Origin of the sequence: Treponema medium (assembly GCF_017161265.1) — a bacterium.
Classification (GTDB): Bacteria; Spirochaetota; Spirochaetia; order Treponematales; family Treponemataceae; genus Treponema; species Treponema medium.
On sequence record NZ_CP031393.1, the window covers coordinates 2,598,740 to 2,618,989 of the forward strand.

Annotated in this window: 16 protein-coding genes and 1 pseudogene; 8 read left to right on the top strand and 9 right to left on the bottom strand. The window is 47.4% G+C overall.

Features of this window, described 5'->3' with window-relative positions; genetic code table 11:
• Positions 1-147 precede the first annotated feature (147 nt).
• Positions 148-1,173 carry a hypothetical protein gene (locus DWB79_RS11400; RefSeq protein ID WP_016524196.1) on the top strand — a complete coding sequence of 342 codons (1,026 nt, stop codon included), beginning with the start codon at positions 148-150 and terminating at the stop codon, positions 1,171-1,173.
• Positions 1,170-2,789, top strand: coding sequence for an AmmeMemoRadiSam system protein B (amrB, locus tag DWB79_RS11405; RefSeq protein WP_016524197.1), 1,620 nt, complete (start codon positions 1,170-1,172; stop codon positions 2,787-2,789). Before DWB79_RS11400 ends, amrB begins: the two co-directional genes overlap by 4 nt.
• A 79-nt stretch (positions 2,790-2,868) precedes the next feature.
• Here the strand turns inward: amrB and DWB79_RS11410 are convergent, their stop codons facing one another.
• Entirely contained in the window at positions 2,869-5,577 is a 2,709-nt protein-coding gene (locus DWB79_RS11410) for a CHASE2 domain-containing protein (protein WP_016524198.1), read from the bottom strand.
• Between the two features lie 97 nt (positions 5,578-5,674).
• Here DWB79_RS11410 and DWB79_RS11415 point away from each other — a divergent pair, with 97 nt between their 5' ends.
• The 6 genes from DWB79_RS11415 (at position 5,675) to DWB79_RS11440 (ending at position 12,072) form a co-directional block, all read left to right on the top strand.
• Positions 5,675-6,133 (top strand): hypothetical protein, encoded by a 459-nt coding sequence (locus DWB79_RS11415; protein ID WP_016524199.1) that lies wholly within the window; start codon positions 5,675-5,677, stop codon positions 6,131-6,133.
• The gene (locus tag DWB79_RS11420; RefSeq protein ID WP_016524200.1) at positions 6,130-7,329 is read left to right on the top strand and encodes a hypothetical protein; all 1,200 of its coding nucleotides are present in this window, start codon (positions 6,130-6,132) and stop codon (positions 7,327-7,329) included. The genes DWB79_RS11415 and DWB79_RS11420 overlap by 4 nt, the downstream gene beginning before the upstream one ends.
• Before the next feature lie 127 nt (positions 7,330-7,456).
• Positions 7,457-8,188, top strand: a complete 732-nt coding sequence (locus tag DWB79_RS11425; protein WP_016524201.1) for a FecR family protein — start codon at positions 7,457-7,459, stop codon at positions 8,186-8,188.
• A gap of 143 nt (positions 8,189-8,331) precedes the next feature.
• Positions 8,332-8,850 (top strand): O-acetyl-ADP-ribose deacetylase, encoded by a 519-nt coding sequence (locus DWB79_RS11430; RefSeq protein ID WP_016524202.1) that lies wholly within the window; start codon positions 8,332-8,334, stop codon positions 8,848-8,850.
• A 16-nt stretch (positions 8,851-8,866) separates the two neighbouring features.
• Positions 8,867-10,537 carry a diphosphate--fructose-6-phosphate 1-phosphotransferase gene (locus DWB79_RS11435; RefSeq protein WP_016524203.1) on the top strand — a complete coding sequence of 557 codons (1,671 nt, stop codon included), beginning with the start codon at positions 8,867-8,869 and terminating at the stop codon, positions 10,535-10,537.
• The gene (locus DWB79_RS11440) at positions 10,537-12,072 is read left to right on the top strand and encodes a bifunctional folylpolyglutamate synthase/dihydrofolate synthase (protein WP_016524204.1); all 1,536 of its coding nucleotides are present in this window, start codon (positions 10,537-10,539) and stop codon (positions 12,070-12,072) included. Before DWB79_RS11435 ends, DWB79_RS11440 begins: the two co-directional genes overlap by 1 nt.
• Here DWB79_RS11440 and DWB79_RS11445 read toward each other — a convergent pair.
• From DWB79_RS11445 to DWB79_RS11480, 8 genes and pseudogenes are all read right to left on the bottom strand, one after another.
• Positions 11,990-13,081 carry a pseudouridine synthase gene (locus DWB79_RS11445; RefSeq protein ID WP_016524205.1) on the bottom strand — a complete coding sequence of 364 codons (1,092 nt, stop codon included), beginning with the start codon at positions 13,079-13,081 and terminating at the stop codon, positions 11,990-11,992. The genes DWB79_RS11440 and DWB79_RS11445 overlap by 83 nt on opposite strands.
• A gap of 7 nt (positions 13,082-13,088) precedes the next feature.
• Complete coding sequence (locus DWB79_RS11450; protein ID WP_016524206.1) at positions 13,089-14,075, bottom strand: RluA family pseudouridine synthase; 987 nt, start codon at positions 14,073-14,075, stop codon at positions 13,089-13,091.
• Between the two features lie 157 nt (positions 14,076-14,232).
• Positions 14,233-14,649 (bottom strand): annotated as a pseudogene (locus DWB79_RS11455) (hypothetical protein); the annotation flags it as partial.
• 34 nt (positions 14,650-14,683) lie between these two features.
• Complete coding sequence (gene rsmA / locus DWB79_RS11460; protein WP_016524208.1) at positions 14,684-15,547, bottom strand: 16S rRNA (adenine(1518)-N(6)/adenine(1519)-N(6))-dimethyltransferase RsmA; 864 nt, start codon at positions 15,545-15,547, stop codon at positions 14,684-14,686.
• Positions 15,528-16,418 (bottom strand): acyl-[acyl-carrier-protein] thioesterase, encoded by an 891-nt coding sequence (locus DWB79_RS11465; protein ID WP_016524209.1) that lies wholly within the window; start codon positions 16,416-16,418, stop codon positions 15,528-15,530. Before DWB79_RS11465 ends, rsmA begins: the two co-directional genes overlap by 20 nt.
• 282 nt (positions 16,419-16,700) lie before the next feature.
• Positions 16,701-17,909 (bottom strand): SGNH/GDSL hydrolase family protein, encoded by a 1,209-nt coding sequence (locus tag DWB79_RS11470; RefSeq protein ID WP_016524210.1) that lies wholly within the window; start codon positions 17,907-17,909, stop codon positions 16,701-16,703.
• A 15-nt stretch (positions 17,910-17,924) separates the two neighbouring features.
• A complete protein-coding gene (locus DWB79_RS11475; RefSeq protein WP_016524211.1) occupies positions 17,925-19,538 on the bottom strand; it encodes an MBOAT family O-acyltransferase in 1,614 nt (537 codons plus the stop codon).
• An 11-nt stretch (positions 19,539-19,549) separates the two neighbouring features.
• Positions 19,550-20,173 (bottom strand): periplasmic-type flagellar collar protein FlbB, encoded by a 624-nt coding sequence (locus DWB79_RS11480; RefSeq protein WP_016524212.1) that lies wholly within the window; start codon positions 20,171-20,173, stop codon positions 19,550-19,552.
• Positions 20,174-20,250: the final 77 nt, after the last annotated feature.

A 20,250-nucleotide genomic window follows, 5' to 3' on the forward strand; every position in this document is an offset into this window, starting at 1 on the left:
TCGCACAAATAGTACGATGCCTGAACATCGCAGTTCAAGGTAACCTGTTCAGAAGCGGAAGGTTCCAAACAGGTTACCTTGACGAGGCGTGCATTTTCTTATAGAGTTTTTAGCTGTATGTAATTTTTCGAGTTTAGAGGTTCAAACATGAAAAAGCGTGGCGTAACTTTCTTGCTAATTTTAATGGGCTTCACTTTAAATCTATTTGCCGGTGAAAGATCCTTTATTAGAATTGTTGATCCTGCAGAAGAAGAGTGCTATGCGTACGTCTATAACATCTATAATCAGAGTAATTTACTCGAAACGCAATATACCTTTAAGGGTGAAGTTTCTCCGGATTGCGTTTCTATTCGGGTCATTTGGTCATCAAAAAACGCGGAAAATATCGATGAATATTTGTATAACGGTTCAAAACCGATTGCCGGTGTTGATATTGAGGACTATATATTAACAAAATATAAACCGGGCGATACAAAGTTTGTCTACAATGCCTCAGGAAAGTGGGAAAATTTAAAGTTCGGTTCAAATTACTATCGGTTTATTGCTACATTCCGTGACGGGCGCAAAAAAGCAGCATCGCTGACATTTTTCGTTCATGAAGGCGGAGCAGCCGAAAGGGGTAAGCCGGTTATTTATTTGTACCCGAAAAAAAAGCAAACGGTAAAGGTTTCTGTGGCTCCGCAAGGCGGTGTTACCGTTTCAATTCCGGAGATGGGTAAAGAATGGGAAGTCATTGCTTCGCCGGATGGAACGCTCTACGATAAAAAAACCGCTAAAGAGTATCCGTATCTTTTCTGGGAGAGTCTTGACAACGGCAGTGCCGTTGATGTATCCGAAGGTTTTGTGATTAAAAGCAGTGAATTACAAGCATTCTTTGAAGAAAAACTAACGATTTTGGGCTTAAACAAAAAAGAAATTGATGATTTTGTAGAATTTTGGATCCCGGAAATAACCAAATCCGGAAGACCGTATGTGTTCGTTCGTTTTCACACTCAGGAAATGATTGATGCTATGGCTCCGCTTAAGGTTAACCCGAAGCCTGATTCGATTATTCGTGTGTATTTTGATCACAAGCTTCTTGATGAACCGATTACCGTAAAAGAACAACAGCTACAGTCTGCAAAGCGAAAGGGTTTTGCGGTTATTGAGTGGGGCGGGCGCCGGTATCGATGAAATTAGGATGGGGAGGCAGAATACCAGCGTACATCGCGGCATTTTTGTTTGTTGCTTGTTCGTCGGTTTCCGGCATAACCGGAGATAGCGGGGAAGCCGTTTCCAATGGAGTGGCACAAGTCGGCTATCAATACCGCAATGATGTAGGAATGTGGAAGCACCTCTATTCTTTTTCTACTGCATTTTTAATTCCTGATGCAGTTCCTGCTTCCATAATGATACCCCATCATGACATCGCAATACCACAACAAAATGCGTTCTATAAAGCGCTTGGCAGAAAAATACAACCGTCGGTTGTAGTGGTTATCGGACCTGACCATTTTGAAGGCGGAACCAATACGATTTCATTACCACACAATACTATTTTTACTGCTCCGGGAGGGAACGTTGCCGTTGATGAAGCCCTGATCTCAAGACTTTGTAACGATACGGCACTTTCAGCTGATGTAAGCCTTAACACAACAATGTGGATAAAGGATCATGCGATATTCAGCCAAGTGCCGTTTATTAAAAAATATTTCCCTGACGCGAAAATAATGCCAATGCTTTTAAAGCAATGCGCAGGAGAAAGAAAGTTTGCGGTATTCGAAGCGCTGGGTAAGTGGCTTGCTCAAAATCTTCCCCCTGACGCACTCGTCGTTGCATCGGTTGACTGTTCGCACTATCAAATCCCGCGAATGACCAATCTGCATGATTGCGTAACCCGGGATATCATTCAAAACAATGAAAATCCGCTCTTTATTGAAGTAGACAGTCCCGAAACGATGATTTGCTTGAGAGCGTACAATGCGACGCACAATTCCGACACACCGGTGTTAATTCATCGCACGTCAACCTATGACTTCATACCGGACGAAAATGTTATGTCAACTTCGCACCAATATTGGGCATTTTACCCGAGTGGAAACGAAGCGCGCATTGCAGATTTTCGCAAAGCGGTAAAAGCAACGTCCCAGCGTGCAGAATATACCGATTATGCAAAAACAAAAAACCTCACTATTCTTATCGGCGGCAGCGGGGATATCGGCGCAGGTATTCGGGACTACTGGGTGTGGGACAGGTATGCAACTGCAACCGATAAGGCGGAACAGCTGTTGCGTAACGCAGCCGGAAATGAAGCGCGCTTTTTATCTGGCTTTGATGCTCTCATTTTTGATGTACCCAACGGTGAACGATACAGGCAAAGTAAACACGGCACCTGTCTGGTTATCAACAGCACAAGCAGTGAGATGCTTGAACGGGAAATTCCGCTAACGCCGAAAATGCAAAACAAGGTATCGATTCTCGTGGTGATTTGTTCGGCACAGCATCCGTTCCATCTTGAACGTTTTAAACAAAAGCTTTTTACCGAATACGCCTATGATGTGGTTGTTGCTCGGTATAATTCAGGTGAGGCGGATTCCGTTGCATATCTGCATAACGACGACGGCTCCCTTAAAGCAATAAATCTCGGTATTTGTGCCGCCGATGCTGCTATCCCGATACAGGGTACGTTACTGGCGATTAACTGGTATGCAGGGCAGCGTTCAGTACACCGGTTTGACTATGCAGCAAATGATGGAATCATCCCCGCAATGTATCAGTTTGACATCGACGCTATAATGTCGACCCCTTAGCAAATTGCCGTATAGCCCCTACTTCTCCATCAAGACAACCTGTTCAGAAACGGAAGTTTCCGAACAGGTTTATTCTATCCTATTTTTGCGTAAGGCTGAATACACCGTCCCAGTTGTCCGCAGGGGGCTTTTGGATAAAGGCCTCGCATTTACGCAGATAGGCATCGGAGGGACCATCATCCGGTCGCTCTTCGCGGAGCGCTTTAAAAAGGCGAGCTGCTTCTTTCCAATCCCGCCGGTCAAACACACAATGAGCCTCTTCAAAACGGCGTAAAAAGTCGAGCGTCGCCGAATCGACGGCTCCCTTCAGTTCTACCAGCTCCCATAGCTGCACCGGTGTATTAATACCGACGACGCGCACACGGTCGAACCGGCGGGTAATAAATTCGTCGCCGATTTCGTTTTTCGTCATATCGGAAATCAAAAGCCATGAACCGTACTGTTTGTTTACCCCTTCCAAACGGGCGGCAAGGTTGACGGCGTTACCCATAATCGTATAGTCCATCTTCCGTTCGGTACCCATGTTCCCGACAACCATATCGCCGGTGTTAATCCCGATACGGGTTAAAAGCGGATTAGGACTCATCCCTTCACGCATAAAAAGTTCGTTCAGTTCAACCTCTTTACGGTGCATCAGCACTGCGGCATGACAGGCGAGGCGGGCATGTTCTTTATAATCTACCGGAGCGCCGAAGAACGATATAATGGCGTCCCCTTCGTATTTATCGATAGTGCCGCGCTGCTCTAAAATAATATCACTCATACCGGAAAGATAGATATTCAGCAGCTTAACCAGTTGTTCGGCATCGAGCGCTTCACTTATTGTGGAAAAGCCCTTAACATCGGTAAACATTGCGGTAATCCATTTTTTCTGCCCGCCGAGCTTCAGCATAGAAGGATCTTCTATCATCTCATTGATAACATCGCCGGAAAGGTATGTGCCGAATGCTTTGCGGAGAAAGCTCTTTTCGCGCTCACTGATGATGAACGACACCATCGAATAGGTTAAGAACGATACGAAGAGTGCCAGCACCGGTGAGATAATAAAGATATAAATACCGGTAAAGTGGAATATGAGTTGATTCACCATCAGCACGACGAGGGACAGCACAACTCCTGCAATAATCTGAACAAGGGTGCTGAACCGGCGGATAACCACAATAATACCGAAAGAAAACGCAATCGCGAGCAGAGCCGACACCCAAACCGGCGCTTGCTGTAAGAAATCACGCTGCAAAATAGTATTGGCGACCGCAGCGTGCGTACCGACATTCACATATTCGCTGTGAAAGGGGTTAACACCGATATCGGTTGTACCGGTACTTGACCACCCAATAATACAAAAAGCATCTTTAAGTTTACCGGCAAGCGCCGTTTCAAGCTCCGTATGCCGGTTATACGATGAGGCGGCGTTTGCATAGAGCGTTCCAAAATCGGCTTTTACCTGATCGTAAAGTTCCGCATCTTCAGGATTCCCTGCCTGTTTTGCCTCGTCGAACAAAAGCGCTACCGACGTACCGTAGTCTGTTTCAAAAAAGCTTTTTACCGTATCCCAATAGGTCTGCACAGCAGTAAGCCAAGCTTCCTTATCCTGCACAGCCCCCGATTCCAAGGCAGTACGGCGCAGTTCTTCGCTTTTATCCCATAGCTGCATACATGTATCGATCGGCGCGTAGCCGGGGCCGAGGTTCCATCCTTGATTTGCCCGTAACAGGCGTAAACTGCTTGCCGTTTTTTCTCCGCTTTCGGCATAATCAATCAGCAGATAGAAAGGAACATGAGTAAAGCTGTTTTGATAGTTTTTTTTCGGCCATCGAATCAACATCATACCGCTTGAATCAAGCGGTATTGAAATATTTTCTTCTTTACCGTCATACACGGCACCGATCAACGTAACGAGGTTTTTATCGATGACAACTTCGGGAGCCCCCAGTTTCTTCAACAACGGAGAAAAGGCAAGCTGCATAAACACCGTGTCGCCGATATTATCAGTCAACCGGATACGCCGCCTCACGCCATCACTGTCGATATACACATTAGTAAACCCCGCTCCCGCAGCCATACGGCTGATTTCCGGTATCGGTACTAAAGCGCTGTGCCGACCGTCCGATAAGGGGGCATTCACTTTCAACTTAGGATAGACAAACCGCTCTTTCGCAATGGCATATAAATCTTCTGAACCATCGCTCGGAGGATCATCCTGCATATTAACCGTAATAAACGACGAACCGAACAGCCGCATTGCCTGTCCTAAATAGCTATCGTTCTCTATCGCAACCTGCTTCGTATGCCGGTAGAGAGTGTCGCGCGATTGATCGATTAAATCTACCAATTCGCTCCCGTATATTCCTGCCTCCGGCAGTGTAATTTGGTTATTGGCAAGCGCTGCAAAAATATCCTGTACATTTGCGCCAATCTCTTCAAAAGAAGCGGCAAACTCGGACTTTAACGTACCGTTTAAATAGGTAAAATCTACACTCATCGGACTTTTATCGATATACTCAATATCGAAGACCGCAAATTCGGCGCCAAGTTGCGCCAACGCTTCCAAGCCTTTTGCAATCGTATTACGAGGCCACGGATATAAGCCGACTTTTTCGATAGACACATCATCGATATCCAGCAGCACAATAGAAGAATCTTCTTTAACATCAGACTTTAAGCCTAAAAAGAAATCATACAGTCGATTTTCAACGCCTATCCAAAATGGAAACAGATAAGCTCCTGCACACAGTAATCCGATAATACACGGTATAACAATTGAAGGCCAAAATATTTTTTTCTTCACTCTTTACTCCCTATTAAATCTATAGTATGATATGTACGTGAGTTATACAATGGGAAGATGATAAAAACTTCATTTTTTATTAAAAAGGGGGGACAGAATGAAACATACTTTATGTATTACCGTTGCGGGGTTACTTATCGCGGCGGCGGCATTCGGTCAAGCAGCTGAAAAGATTGACAAAATTTTAGAGACTGAAAAAGCGACCTTTGGACAGGCTACCTATCTGATACAAACAGCCTTGAATGACGGTTCCGATGAACTTGATTTTGAAACAGCTTTTGACCGATTCAAAAACGAAAATGAAAATTTGATACGGAATTCAGTTTCAGCAGAAGATGTGATACCGATCAAGACTTATGCCTTTTTATTGATGAAAGCTTTCGATGTTAAAGGAGGTATGATGTACCGCATCTACCCCTGCCCACGATATGCATATCGTGATCTGCGATACCTCGCAGTTATCCAAGGTAAAAACAACCCCGATGCACTGATGACGGGATCGGTAATGCTACAAATACTCGGTCGCATCGATACGGTACAAGGCGGTGAACAATGAAACGTATACTAACCCTTCTTATTATAGTCAGCGGCATTACAATGCAGGTGGCTGCATTGGACTTCGGATTTAACCTTTCCAATAGTACCGAGTTAAACGGTACCAATAAGGCTTTTAATATATCACAGGCAAATGCAGCGGAAGCATTCATTGAATTCCCTGTAGGAGATTTTTCATCGATATATATTTCCGGAGAAGCCCGGTTTTCAGGTGCTTTCCCTATTAAGCCTAAGGGAGCGGCTCAATTTCTTCCGCTTGCCCAAGCATTTAGACTTAAGAGAACGGATTGGTCGGGCAATACAGCCTTTAATGCGATCGGCTTGCAATGGGCTGTCGGTCGGACATTCTTCGATGACTATTCACGTAAAATTCTCAGCGGTTTATTCGACGGAGGTAAAGTCGGCCTTACAATCAAGAACACCGATCTTGCTTTTGCACTCGGCTACACGGGCTTAACCTACAAAAGCGATGCAAAAATACGAATAGATGAAGATGATAGAAAACGAATGAACGATAAAAACAAGCTGCTTGCCCCGCAACGATTGTTCTTGCTTCTTTCGGCCTCTTTCCAAGAAGTTATTCCTGCACATACAATAGGATTCGATGTCCTTGCTCAATTTGATTTACTTAAACTAACCGGAAGAACCCATACGCAGTATTTTATACCGTATATTCATGGAAGGATAGGTCGGAATGTCAGTTGGAAATACTGGGCTGCAGTCCAATTCGGTGAGGACACGCAATTTTTTTATTCCCTCGCATCGGGGCTTGCAATGCAATATTTCAACCCTAATTGGCGTTATTTTACGATAACAGGTAAGCTCAACTGGGCAGCAGGAGACTATGACGGTACCGGACCGATGCGTTCATTTATACCGATTACAGACACAAAACAAACGGTTGTTGCCAATGGTTCGATCAGCTCATTCAGCAATATGCTTACAGGAGGACTCACAGTAAGCGTTCGACCAATACAAGAACTCTTAACGGAATTATCATACATAGCGCTGACTTCTCCGAATACCAAGAAGACGCCTGTTTATGTCGGTTCCGAATTATCGGCGAAACTCGCCTATCAGTTTTATAATGATTTTGATCTATCATTCACCGGAGGTATATTTGTACCAAATCAGAAAGTTATCACAACGTATAATCTGCGCTGGCTGACTGAACTAACATTTACCGTAAAGCTATAGGAACCTTCTAAAAATATCAAGCCTATCAGCTTGTTTCTGTAAAGAAATGGTTTATCATATCCGCTAAAGCGGATTGCAAATCAGTTTTTAGAACTCCCCTATAGCAATCCATTTTAGGAGGTGTACTATGAAAAGATATCTAGGAATTTTCCTACTCTGCACAGCAGGAATTTTTTCGGCTGCTGCAGCTACCCAGACGGCTACAGTTACCGAAGTTGCCGGAAAAGTTGAATGCAAGCTCCCCGGAAATGATTGGAAAACTGCAAAAGTAGGTGATACTTTACCAGCGGGTTCTTTTATCTCTACCGGCTTTAAGAGTACCGCCATTATCAAAACGGAATCGGCAACGTTGACGGTAAAACCCGTTACCCGATTATCGCTTGAAGAGCTGATAAAATCCGAAGGGACAACGAAAACGCAAATGTTTTTAATGGCCGGACGGGTTAAGGCGGAAGTTACACCAAAAGAAGGTGAAAAAGCGGAATTTAAGGTTAAAAGCCCGACAGCAACCGCTTCCGTACGCGGTACCGGATTTGAATTCGACGGACAGAACTTACTTGTAGACCACGGAGCCGTTCAATTTGAATCGGGTTCCGGTATTGGGATACCGAAAATGGTTGCCTCCGGCGAATTCAGTACCATAAGTCGAATGGGTACGGTAACTACCCCTGTGGCTGTCGCAACCAACTCTTCGGATAACCAGTTACAAGCAGCTCAAGCCGCTTCTGTCCGTACCGAATCCGGTGTGAAGTCAAGCAACGGCAATAGATATACCAATAATGAAAACCAGCAAACTAAACCCGTAGTCGAAGAAGAACGCAACGGATCCGTCACGATCGGAATTGGCTGGGATGACTAAGTATTTTTAGTCTATGACCGGCAGCCGCCCCCTCGCCTCTCCCTGTCACACGGTCGATGAGGCATGGGCTGCCGGTTTTTTAATTCAAAAAATATACCGGATTCGGTAATCGGTAGTATAAGTACTATAAATCATAGGAAGTTATGGATATCAAAATCATCTGTGCGGATATAACTACACTTAAAGTAGATGTAATCGTCAATGCAGCAAATACATCCCTGCTCGGCGGCGGAGGCGTTGACGGAGCTATCCATCGTGCTGCCGGTTCTGAATTGCTGGAAGAATGCCGTGCACTCAAGGGCTGTAAAACAGGACAGGCAAAAATTACACGCGGATATAAGCTCCCTGCAGAATACGTCATCCATACGCCCGGACCGATATATCAAGACGGCAAACACGGGGAACCGGAACTGCTCGCAAGCTGCTACCGCAACTCGCTCATCCTCGCTACCGATTTTCATTGCAAAACAATTGCATTTCCCTGTATCAGTGCAGGCGTATACGGCTATCCTATGGAAGAGGCGGCAGTAATAGCTCTTTCCACCGTTTATACCTACTTAACGGAAACAAAGACAGATATGACCGTCTATCATGTCTGTTTTAATAAGCAGACGGAAAACATTTATCGGATGCTATTGTCAAAACTAGATAAAAATTGCTAAGACAGAGAGGCTTATTATGACCGTATCTCAGTTACACAAAGCGCGGTATACATATACGCCGCGTTTCCCCGCTATTCTCGATGAACCGATTGAATCGATTGCAATGCAAAAAGGACAAGAGACAACGTCCATGGCACATGCAGAGGAGATAAAACCGCTATTTCCGCACACGTATGGCAAGCCGGTTATTCATTTTGTCAAAGGAACAGCACACATCGACAAAAAACCGCTCCGGGTCGGAACAATTTTATCGGGTGGACAAGCGCCGGGTGGACATAACGTCATAGCAGGCTTATACGACGGTCTAAAAAAGGCAAACCCCGGCTCCAAGTTATTCGGTTTTTTAGGTGGGCCGGAAGGATTGATTATCGGAAACGCTATCGAAATATCCGGGGAGATTGTCGATCGATACCGGAACACCGGCGGCTTTGATATGATCGGTTCGGGGCGTGCAAAAATCGAAACACCCGAGCAAGTTGCCGGAGTGATAGCAACGGTAAAGCGGATGGAGCTTGATGCAGTGGTCATTATCGGCGGCGATGATTCAAACACGAATGCAGCCATATTATCAGAATATTTTTTGCAACACGGCATTGCAACGCAGATTATCGGTGTTCCTAAAACCATCGATGGTGACTTAAAATACGATATGCTGGAAACTTCTTTCGGGTTTGACACCGCAACCAAGATATATTCCGATCTTATCGGCAACATCGCCCGCGATGCAAATTCCGCAAAAAAATATTGGCACTTTATCAAACTGATGGGTCGATTTGCCAGCCATATCGCCTTGGAATGTGCGCTCCGTACCCAGCCAAATATCTGCCTGATTTCCGAAGAAGTTGCCGAAAAAAAAATGACCCTCAAACAGATCACCGATATAATCGCCGATGCAGTGGTAAAGCGTGCAAACCGTAAGGAGAACTTCGGTGTCGTGCTTATTCCCGAAGGCGTTATCGAATTTATCCCCGAGATGAAGCAGCTCATCAAAGAACTCAACGCAGCAATGGCGCAATATCCCGATGCATTTAACACACTTGAAACCTTTAAACAACAAAGAACGTGGGTAGAGCAGCACATCAATCCCGAATCAGCCGCCTTGTTTGCCTCTATGCCGGAGGACATTGCCGCAGAATTTTTAACCGATCGAGACCCGCACGGAAATCTGCAAGTGTCGCGGATAGAAACAGAGCACTTGCTGATTGGCTTAGTAAAAAAACGGCTTACCGAGTTGAAAAAAGAAGGAATCTATACAGGGAAGTTCAGTGCGCAGGCTCATTTCTTTGGATATGAAGGGCGGGCGGAATTTCCTTCAAACTTCGATGCGGATTATTGCTATGCACTCGGCAGAACGATCTTTTTGCTGATTGCGAACGGACTGACCGGCTATATAGCATCGGTATACAACCTTACAGCCCCACCCATCGAATGGAAGCCCTGTGGTATTCCGTTAACCAAATTGATGGATATGGAATTGCGGTCGGGAGAGAAGAAGCCGGTTATCAAAAAAACGGTTATCGACTTGAACGGCAAACCTTTCAAAACATTCGCAGCGCAGCGAGATCGGTGGGCGGTAGAAACGGCCTATATTTTTCCCGGCCCCGTGCAGTATTTCGGACCGCCTGAGCTTTGCGACATTCCCTCCAAAACTTTACTTTTGGAGCATGAAAAACGACAACAATCTTAATGAACGAAGCATATAATACCGATTCAATACCCATAGCTCATCAAGAAAATCTGAACGATTTTTACCGATGGCTTGACGGTTTTATTAACTTTGAAAAACGACCGCATAAAAAAAACTTTTCGCTTGAGGTTATCAGATACTATGCAACGCTCTTTTCCAACCCGCAAACAACGTATAAATGCATACACATTGCCGGTTCAAAGGGAAAGGGTTCCGTTGCGGTGATGCTTTCAGCCTTACTCACCGAAACCGGTTATAAGACCGGCCTCTACACCTCTCCACATGTAAACGACTTCCGCGAGCGGATAACGGAAAACGGTCGTTTTTTCAGTGATTTAGCCTACCTTGAAGCATTCCGTGCCGTACAGGAGAGCGTTATGCCGCATATCGATAAAGAGACGGAACCCCAACCGAGCTGGTTCGAGCTGGTAACACTTACGGCCTTTGTACTGTTCCGGCAAGAGCGGCTCGACTGGGCGGTGTTTGAAACCGGCATGGGGGGCAGGCTTGACGCTACCAATATCATACAGCCGGAAATAACCATACTGACACCGATCGAGCTTGAACACTGTGAATATCTCGGTCATACCATTCCGCTCATTGCGGCAGAAAAAGCGGGAATCATTAAAGCGGGTGTTCCCGTTTTTTGCTCACGTCAACAACCTTCCGCGCTTGAAGTATTCAAAGAACGGGCGGCGGCACTCAATGCTCCGTTTTTTTATCTACCCGATTTTATCGAAACGATTGAACACCGGCTGACACCGCAAGGCCGCGAAGTTACCATCTGCTTTTCAGCTGACCATCCGGTAGGAGCGCTCTTTAAACGTCCGCTGCACGCAATACTCCCGCTTTTTACGCCCGTACAGGCGGAGAACGCTGCGCTCGCCGCCGCCGCTTTTAAATACCGCTTTCCCGATATGCCGGAAGACTTAATCGAAAGCGGGCTTTCAAAGGCATGGCTCCCCGCGCGCTTCCAGCTTTTAAGTACGAAGCCGCTGATTGTCCTCGACGGCGCACATACGCATAACAGCATCCAAACCTGTGCAGACACGTTTTTTTCTCTCCTCAGCGATGGATCCGGCGCTTCGATTCCCTATAACGACAGTACATCCGTACATTCCGGTACTCCGCCCGTCTCCGGTACTATATCCGCATACTCTGATACTCAGTCCATACCCGATGCGCCACCGAACGCCAAGCCGATACTGGTGTTTGCCTGCGCGGCCGATAAAGACCCCGCCGGTTTTGCGCCGATATTCTACGGCAACATTGCGCACCTCTACCTCACCGTGCCGGGCTCGTTTAAAAAGGGCAATTTAGAAAAAACCGTCATCGCATTTACGCAGGTTTTCGAAAATGAGAACAGTGTTGTAATGGAAGCAAGTGAAGATTTTAACGCAGTATTAAAGAAGGCCTTTACCCAAAGCATTACCGAAAATCGGCCGCTGTTGATTACGGGTTCATTCTATCTGGCGGCGGAAGCGCAACGAGTATATTCCGCTGAGGGTTTTCAGGATCGGGAAACTCAAGGCTGACCGCGTAAAGCTGCAAACTCACCGGTGGAGCTTCCGCTCCCTGCGGCGCATACAGAGGGTCACCAACAATCGGAAGTCCGGCTGCGGCCAGATGAGCACGTACTTGGTGCCGGTATCCGCGGGAAAGGCGGCATCGTACCCGAACCAAAGACTGCCCATCATTGTTTTGGAATAACGCGTATTGTTCACCGCCCTGCGGCGGGGACGGCAAAATATCGGCCGCCTCAATTACCGTCGTATACAGCTGCCCGTCTTTCTTGTAATGCCGCGAGCCGGGAAAAACCGGAGCGACCCTTTTTGCGCCGGGACCGAAATTCCTAAACTGACTTTCCAGCGTAAGCGGTAGCTTTGCTGCTATCCGTTCCTTTACAGCTATCCGTTCCTGTACTACTACCTGTTCCTGTGCAGCTATTCCCCTCTGTGCAGCAGACAACTCTTTCAGCGCAGATAACTCCGTTACATCGAAACCATACCCGTTATATTCCATAGTCAGGGATAGATTTGGTTCTACAAACGCGCAATAGGTTTTTATCATCTGCCCCGCTTCTTGCCGGGCAGCAAGAAAATCATATACCTTCTGATCCTTTGCAAAAAGCACAAGCCCTCGCGTATCCGTGTCGAGCCGGTGCAGCAGCCCCGCCTCGATCGCTTTTTTTCCACGTACCTGCGCCTCCCGAATACGTCGTCCTGCCAGCCGTATCTCCGGTTTATTGCCGACCTGAACTTCCTGAATATCCCGCCCGTATTCGAAGGGCGACTTCTGTGCATCTATCTGCGTAGCATCGAGTAGCGCATCTGTCTTCATATCATCGGACGGAACATCGCCCTCCGCCTCAGTGCTATGCAAAAACCAGTACACCAGCGTATTGCGTTCATCTGCTCGAAGCGGCGCGGTGGGAAGATGCGGGGGCTTATACACAACCGCCCAATGAGCGGTTTCCCGTACAATACAGGGTTCCATTCTATTGTAATCGAAAGCCGCCATTACCATATCAATATTTTTTTGCATAAATGCCTCAGCCATTCCCCTGCGGGTGCTGCGTCTGCAAAAGGCGCAGGACAGTCCGGAATTTTCGGGGCGGTGGGGCGGTGAACACGGCTTTTTTTTGTGTCGAAGGGAGCGTAATACAGAGCCGATATGCGTGGAGCATCAAGCCGTATTCCTTCCATTCGGTTTCTTTTTTTCCATAGAGCGGATCTCCGACCACCGGGCAGCCGATAAACCGTGCGTGCAGTCTAATTTGATGAGTTCTACCGGTATCGATTTTAAAGAGCGCCAGCGAATGCCGCCCGTACACCTGCAACACCTTATAGCGGGAGCGGGCGTATTTTCCTTTAGACAGATCTGCCGAGGCGGCAAACCGAATACTGCTGTGTCCGTCACGAAACACCGAAGTTTCAATACTACCGGTTTGCTTTTCCGGTACGCCGTTCAGAATTGCGAGATAATATTTTTCCGTACGCCTCAGCTTAAATTCGTTTTTTAAAAAGGCTTCCGCCTCGACACTACGGGCGGTGATAAGGATGCCGGAAGTATCCTTATCAAGCCGATGAACAATACCTGCACGCAGCAGCTCGGTAAAGTTCCCCCTCCCCTGCTCCGCTCCAAGCAGGCAGGCGAATGCATCATGAATAGGCGACGTGTGCAAGCGGTAATACGCGAGCGCCTGCACCAGCGTCCCCGTCCAGTTGCCCGCCGCAGGGTGCGTGACCATACCGGCCTGTTTATTCACTACAATGACATCGTTATCTTCATACACAATACGAATTGGAATGTGTTCAGGGATAAGAACATCGGGGAGCGGATTTTCCCATATCAGTGTGATATGGTCACCCGCTTGCACCGTGCTTGAAAGTTTTGCCTTTCGCCCATTGAGCTGCACGGATTGCGCCCCTGTTTTAAGCTGTGAGCGGGTCATACCGGTAAGAACACTGCTGCAAAACGCATCAAGCCGCAGCTTACCGGTTCCATCCGGCACTGTAAGCTCAAATACTTTATTCATACTATTGTGCCGCCGAGCCGGTCTTACCGTCCTGTAGTGAAGGGTTCGCTGTGATCTCTTTCTCTAATAACGTTGCAATTCCTCCAATAGACCCCGCAGCCAGTGCGGCATCGGTCATGAGCTTCAGAGCTTGAGCGTCCTCTTCATCCGATTGCTTTATCGGTGTAAATTGAATAGGGTCTTCGGTAAAGGCATTCTCCCGTTCCAAACGCTTTTTTGCTGCAGAACGTTTAATGGCGCGGTATGTTATATCGATTAACGCGATCGTTACCGATATGCCGGCAGCGGTAAGGAATACGCCGAGCTGTTCTTTTTCGGTCAGTGCGACTGCTTTGTCAGCCTGTTTGAGCGGCCACGGATAATAAGCCGGATCTTTAGGGTGCTGTATGGCACGAATCATATCGTAACCCCAAAAAGACAGCAACGTAACAAAGGGGAGCGCCCCAAAAGACAGTATTTCAAATCGCCGGAGCTCCCGCTGCCAAAGCGGAAATTCCTCTTTTGTATAGGGAACCGGCGTATGATCTTCTTTTTTTTCTTCCGCAATCAGCGGCATCTGCGCAGCAGTCATCATGCACAGAACCAAAAACGCAATACAACGCAATCGTTTATTCATCACAGCCCGCCAGTGTATCCGATAATCGGATAAAATCATAGATGGTCAATGATTCCGCACGGGCAGCGGGATCGATTTCGGCTACTTTCAGCAGGGATTCCGCAGACAGCGTCTTTTTTCCTTTGGCAGCAAGGAACGCACTCAAATTATTCTTCACCGTTTTACGCCGCGCACTGAAAAGACCACGGACAAGGCTTAAAAAAAGACGCGCATCGCGTACCGGCTGCGGGGACTGTTTTTTGGTAAAACGGAGTGCCCGGGATTCGACATTCGGTTTAGGCCAAAAGGCAGCGGGAGCAATATCACGAATCGGCTCTACATCATAAGCCCATTGGCACAACAGCGAAAACGACGAATAATCCGCACTTCCCGGAGCCGCGGTCATACGGAGACCGACCTCTTTTTGCACGGTTATAACCATACAGTCAAAAAAACACTCGGCTTCGATTGTCGCTGCGATGAGCTTTGCCGCAATATTGTACGGTAGATTCCCGAAAAAGGCCTTCGGCGCGTGCCGTTGATATTCAGTCTTCCACGTTTTAAGCACATCGCCTTCTATTAAATGAAACGAATGATATGAACCGAAATAGGACGTTAAAAGCTGTACGAAGCCGCGGTCTATTTCGAACACAGTTAGATCGGCGCCTGCCTCTAATAGCAATGACGTCATCGAACCGAGACCCGGGCCGACTTCCCATACAGTATCCCCGGCGGAAAACCCGAGTGCGGAAATCAACTCCTGCCGTATATGTGCATTAATCAAAAAGTTTTGTCCGAATTTTTTCTGCATCCCGAACCCGTGTTCATCTAACACGGCAGCGAGTGCGGACGGCGCATTATAGTCGGGAAGTTTCATGTTCAACCTGAAGCGGCCGTGCCATTTTCCGCTCATCAGCCCATTCGGTACGGGCGCGGAACACCTCGCTGCCGTCGGAAGTTCTCACAATAGAATGCACACATACGTTGTCTTCAATATGAGAGCAGCGGCAGCAGAGTTGTTCTCCATATTGAGCGGAAATCAAAAAATTGGTATCGAGGACGCGGAGCAATTTGCCGCGGCAAAAGTCCGCATCCATAAACGACAATGCCCAGCGGATATAATTCAGATTATTGACATGCCCGTTCATATCGATATCCAAAAGCGAGAGATGGAACAACTCCTCGCGATCCCAGTGTGCCGGCAAGGGAATTTTTGCAAAAACCCGCCCTTCTAAATGCTCAGTACAAAACGCCAACGAACCGAACACCGTATCGTCAAGAACGGCAGGCTGATTGGTTTTCGTATTCAGCACAACCCAGCACGTACTGCCGCGCACACACAGCTCTCCATGTCGCCGCAACGAGTCTGCCGTCCATTCGATACCCCTCCGTTCCGCCGCATCAAAATCTTTAAAGGCCGCAGACAACGAAGCTTTCTTCCCGCCCTCGGCGTAGTAATAAGCAAAATCCCGAAAACAAAAAAGTCCCTTCGGCGGCTGCGCCCATGTTTGTAACGTCAGGCAATCGAGCCAGAGCGGATATTCATGTATTTCAAAATGTTGCTTGGAGATAATCCACATCAAACCTCGTTCTTGCAGCTGCGGCATAAATATACCGGTAGAGCTATAGTGATTAGCCGCCAAATCCTGCGAAAGCGCAGCAAGAGTTATCGGCGTACAACGGTACTGCCCGTCGATGGCTGTGGTCGGCACCGTATACGGCATCATATATTTATTGTCGAGTATCATGGGAAGTAGAGTAATCGTTTTTAGCTCATTGTTCAATGTGTTTCAAATGCGTAATCAGGGCAACCGCATGAAAAATATTTTTAGCGGTTGCCTTCCTTCTGTGCGAAATTTTGCTTAAAATTTCGCACATTTTTCCAGCAGACAGGTAAACGCATCAGATAGAGTAGATAAAAACCGCGGAAAAATTGAGACTGTGAGACCATTTGAACCGCGAAGAGGTTCAACTCTGGTCGAATAGTCTCAATTTTTCCACGGGGGTGTTAAAAAAACGGTCTGATGCGTTTACCTGAATACATAGTCGCGGTGCAGGCGGTCAATGAAGCGCTTCATTAAATACTCGCCGCCCTCGATTGTGTAGTGAATACCGTCGCTTTGCATGAGGGGTATCCATGCGCTGCCTTCAGGCTTAATTGCGCCGATGTATCCCGTTCCATATTGTTCGACAAGGCTTTTAAGCGAAATTCTGACCAGCTTTTTAGAATCGTATTCTTCCGCTATGGAATCGTGCACTGCATTTAGATATTGCATCTTTTCGTTATATGCAGCGCTCCGCACGACCGGTAAGCCGAGCCAGTACAGTCGCGGAACGGAAGCGAGCGCAGTGTCGAGATGTACTTTTACCATTTTACGGTACACCTCTTCCCATTCGGGCGAGCCTGCCGTAAGAATGATGCCGCCGGTTGTCCACATATCCTGATAGTCGTTCATGCCTAAAAAGGCAACCACGGCATCAAAGCGTTCCCCGTCTTTTTGAACGGCAAAAACGGCTTCAAGTTTTTGCGGCCAGTTATAGTAATCGGAACGGAGAAAACCGGAAGAAGGAACGCTTAACTCCCGTATTGCAATAGAAGAGTCGGAGCCGAGTGCGCGGGTCATACCGGCAGCGATACTGCGCATCTGGGAATCTCCAAAAAAGAATAGACGCAACGGCATCCGTGCAGAATGAACGACCGGTAGAGCAACATTGCGGAGCATCTCTTTAGAAACCTGCCCGAACAATTCCGCAGGCAGACCGCCGCCGCTTAAATTATCCGAAAAACCGGGTATTGTTTCGATATAGCCTTGCTCACCGGTTACCGCATAAAAAGCGGCGACCTCGCTGTCGTACACCCCTTGGTGGTAAAAAAACGTATCCCATTCGCTGCGCTCCGTTAACCTCGCCGTTCGTATAAACGCATTCCTCAATACGGGGATAACGGCAGCAACAGGAGAAGATTCGGTAACGGAAACAATCGGTGCGGTGAGCGCACTGTAAATATTTTTTAGAGAGGCCCTTTTGATGTTTTGCACCGGATGCGCAAGCCGCTGCCCTAAAAACGGAATAAGAATAATCAGTGTTAGCACAGCAAAGAAAAAACACTGATTGGGAGAGTACCGACCGTTCCGCTCTTGCTCACTGTTTTGCCTGTGTTGCGTTTTTTGTCCTTGTCGATCGTTGTATTCTTGCCACTCTTGTTGAAGCGGTTTGCCGTGTTGACTGTTTTCACTCATACTCTGCGTATCCCCCTAAAATCCGAAGTAGATAAACGGTGCGATGCCGGAGGTTGACACAATATTAAGTCCGACAAAAAACAGCACAACGGCAGCGGCCTTTACCGTAAGCGGCAACCGTACATACCGTGCAAAATACGCGCGGCGCGTCTCTTCTTTCGGGATTTGCAGTAGAAAGGCGGCGGCAAGCGGTACCAGCACAAACCAATGCACCGTGCGAAACGGCTGTGTGATATTCTTGAGCGAAGAAAGATACAACGTAATTTCCCGCACAGTATTCGACCGGAAAATCAGCCAGCTGATATTGATAAACACAAACATGCCGCCGAGCCGAAGCAGCCGCTTTAGGTCAATGTTCCGTCCGGCAATCCGTACTGTACTGCGACGCGGTTTTCCGGCTGCGATACGATGTTCGTCAGTTAGTACCGATGACGGCGTTTCATTCTCTACCGTTTCCTTTCCCGCTTCGGCACCGATTGTACCGGCAGCGGCAATGCTGTATCCTGTATCAGACACAATACTCGCGGCGGCGCGGCGTTCTTTGCCAAGCACAGCGGCTACCCGCTCTGCAGCGCAAGCAAGTCCCTGCAACAGCCCCCACAGCACAAAGGGAATAGAACCGCCATGCCACACCCCTGCAATAAGCATTGTCCCGACCAGCGCAAACACCGTGCGAAGTAAACCGTAGCGTGAGCCGCCGAAGGAGAAATACACATAATCGCGCAGCCACGACGAAAAGCTGATATGCCAGCGCCGCCAAAACTCGCTCACCGATTGAGAAAGATACGGCCGGTTAAAGTTCTGCGGCGCTTCAAAACCGAGTAAAAGCCCAATGCCGATCGCCATATCGCTGTAACCGGAAAAGTCGCAGTAAATGACAAATGTGTACGACACCAAAGCGACAAGCAGTTCGAGGGTATTACACTGTGCAGGATTCGCAAATACGGGATCGACGGCAAGCACGGAAAGAAAGGTTGCCAGCACCATCTTTTTATACAGCCCCGACAAGATCAGCAGTACGCTGCGGTCAAAGGCTATCGGACGTTCCGCCGTTGCATCCTGTGTAAGATTGTCAGGCAATGCTGTAAAAAAGGCTTCCGCCTGCACAATGGGTCCCGACGCCAGTTGCGGAAAAAACGAGATATAGAGCAGCACTTCGATAAACGATTGAACCGGCCGCATCTTGCAAAGATAAATATCAAAGATATAGCTCATCGAGCGAAACGTATAGTAAGAAATTCCTACCGGCAATAAGAGCGAGTAACTTTGCAGTTGTAACAACAGCGGCGCTTGGAGCTGTCCGTTAAAAAATGTGTAGTTTAAAAAGGAAACAGCAGTATAAAAATATTTAAAAAAGCCGAGAAAGAGAATATGCAAAACGGTACCGGTTATCATCGTAACGGTACGGGGAATATAGTTTTTTTGTATACCGAGCAGATAACCGGTAAGACCGGACAGCGCCGACACTCCAAACAGCAAGAGGCAAAAGCGCCAATCCCAGCAGGCATAAAAAAAATAGCTTGCGCAGGTAAGCAGCACAATCCGTTGTCTTTTCCGCCTGAATACATACCAGTACAGAAAAAAAACAACGGAAAAAAAGAGCGCAAACCGGAGTGTCGGAAATAACATCTCTCAAGAGATTAAGGAAGCGCTGCCGGTTTGTTTGCCATCTTGCGCTGAATATCGGCGGCGCGATTCGCCGGCATCAACGAGAACCAGTATGCAACGGAAGATGTTTTGTTCGCTTTTTTTGCGATTGCCTCTACCGCCCGCAACACATCGATAATATCCTGATCATCCATTTGCAGCAGGTTTGCGACCGCCTTCTCGGGCGGCATACCATTGATATACCGTGCAATCTGATCGATATTCGCTTCCCGCATATCCCGTTCCGTCATCATCTGTTTAAAAGATTTTTCTTTTTCTTCTATGATAGAAAGCCGGTCGTCCAGTTCCTGTGATACCTGTGCCGCTTCTTTTTCGCGGGCGGTAACATCAGCTTCTTTTTTATCAAGCTCCTGCGAACGGACATCCAAGGCAATCAACCGCTTTGCATACCGGTCGGCATCCAAATCCGCATCCGCATCAGCCGGAGAAGCGACACCAGCCGGCGTCTTTAATCCGAACAACGAGTATACCGGTGAAAAAACTCCCCGTGCATTGATTAAGCCGAGATAGCTGAACCAAAAAAGTCCGCCGAAAACCAATATAATAATCAATAAAAGCAATACTATTACTCGTCCAAAAGAACCTCTACGTCTCACCGGAGTCCTCCCTGCATATTTCAGTATCGGTAAAAATCTCAACAAATATTAGGACATCTCTAAAAAGCATTTTTTTA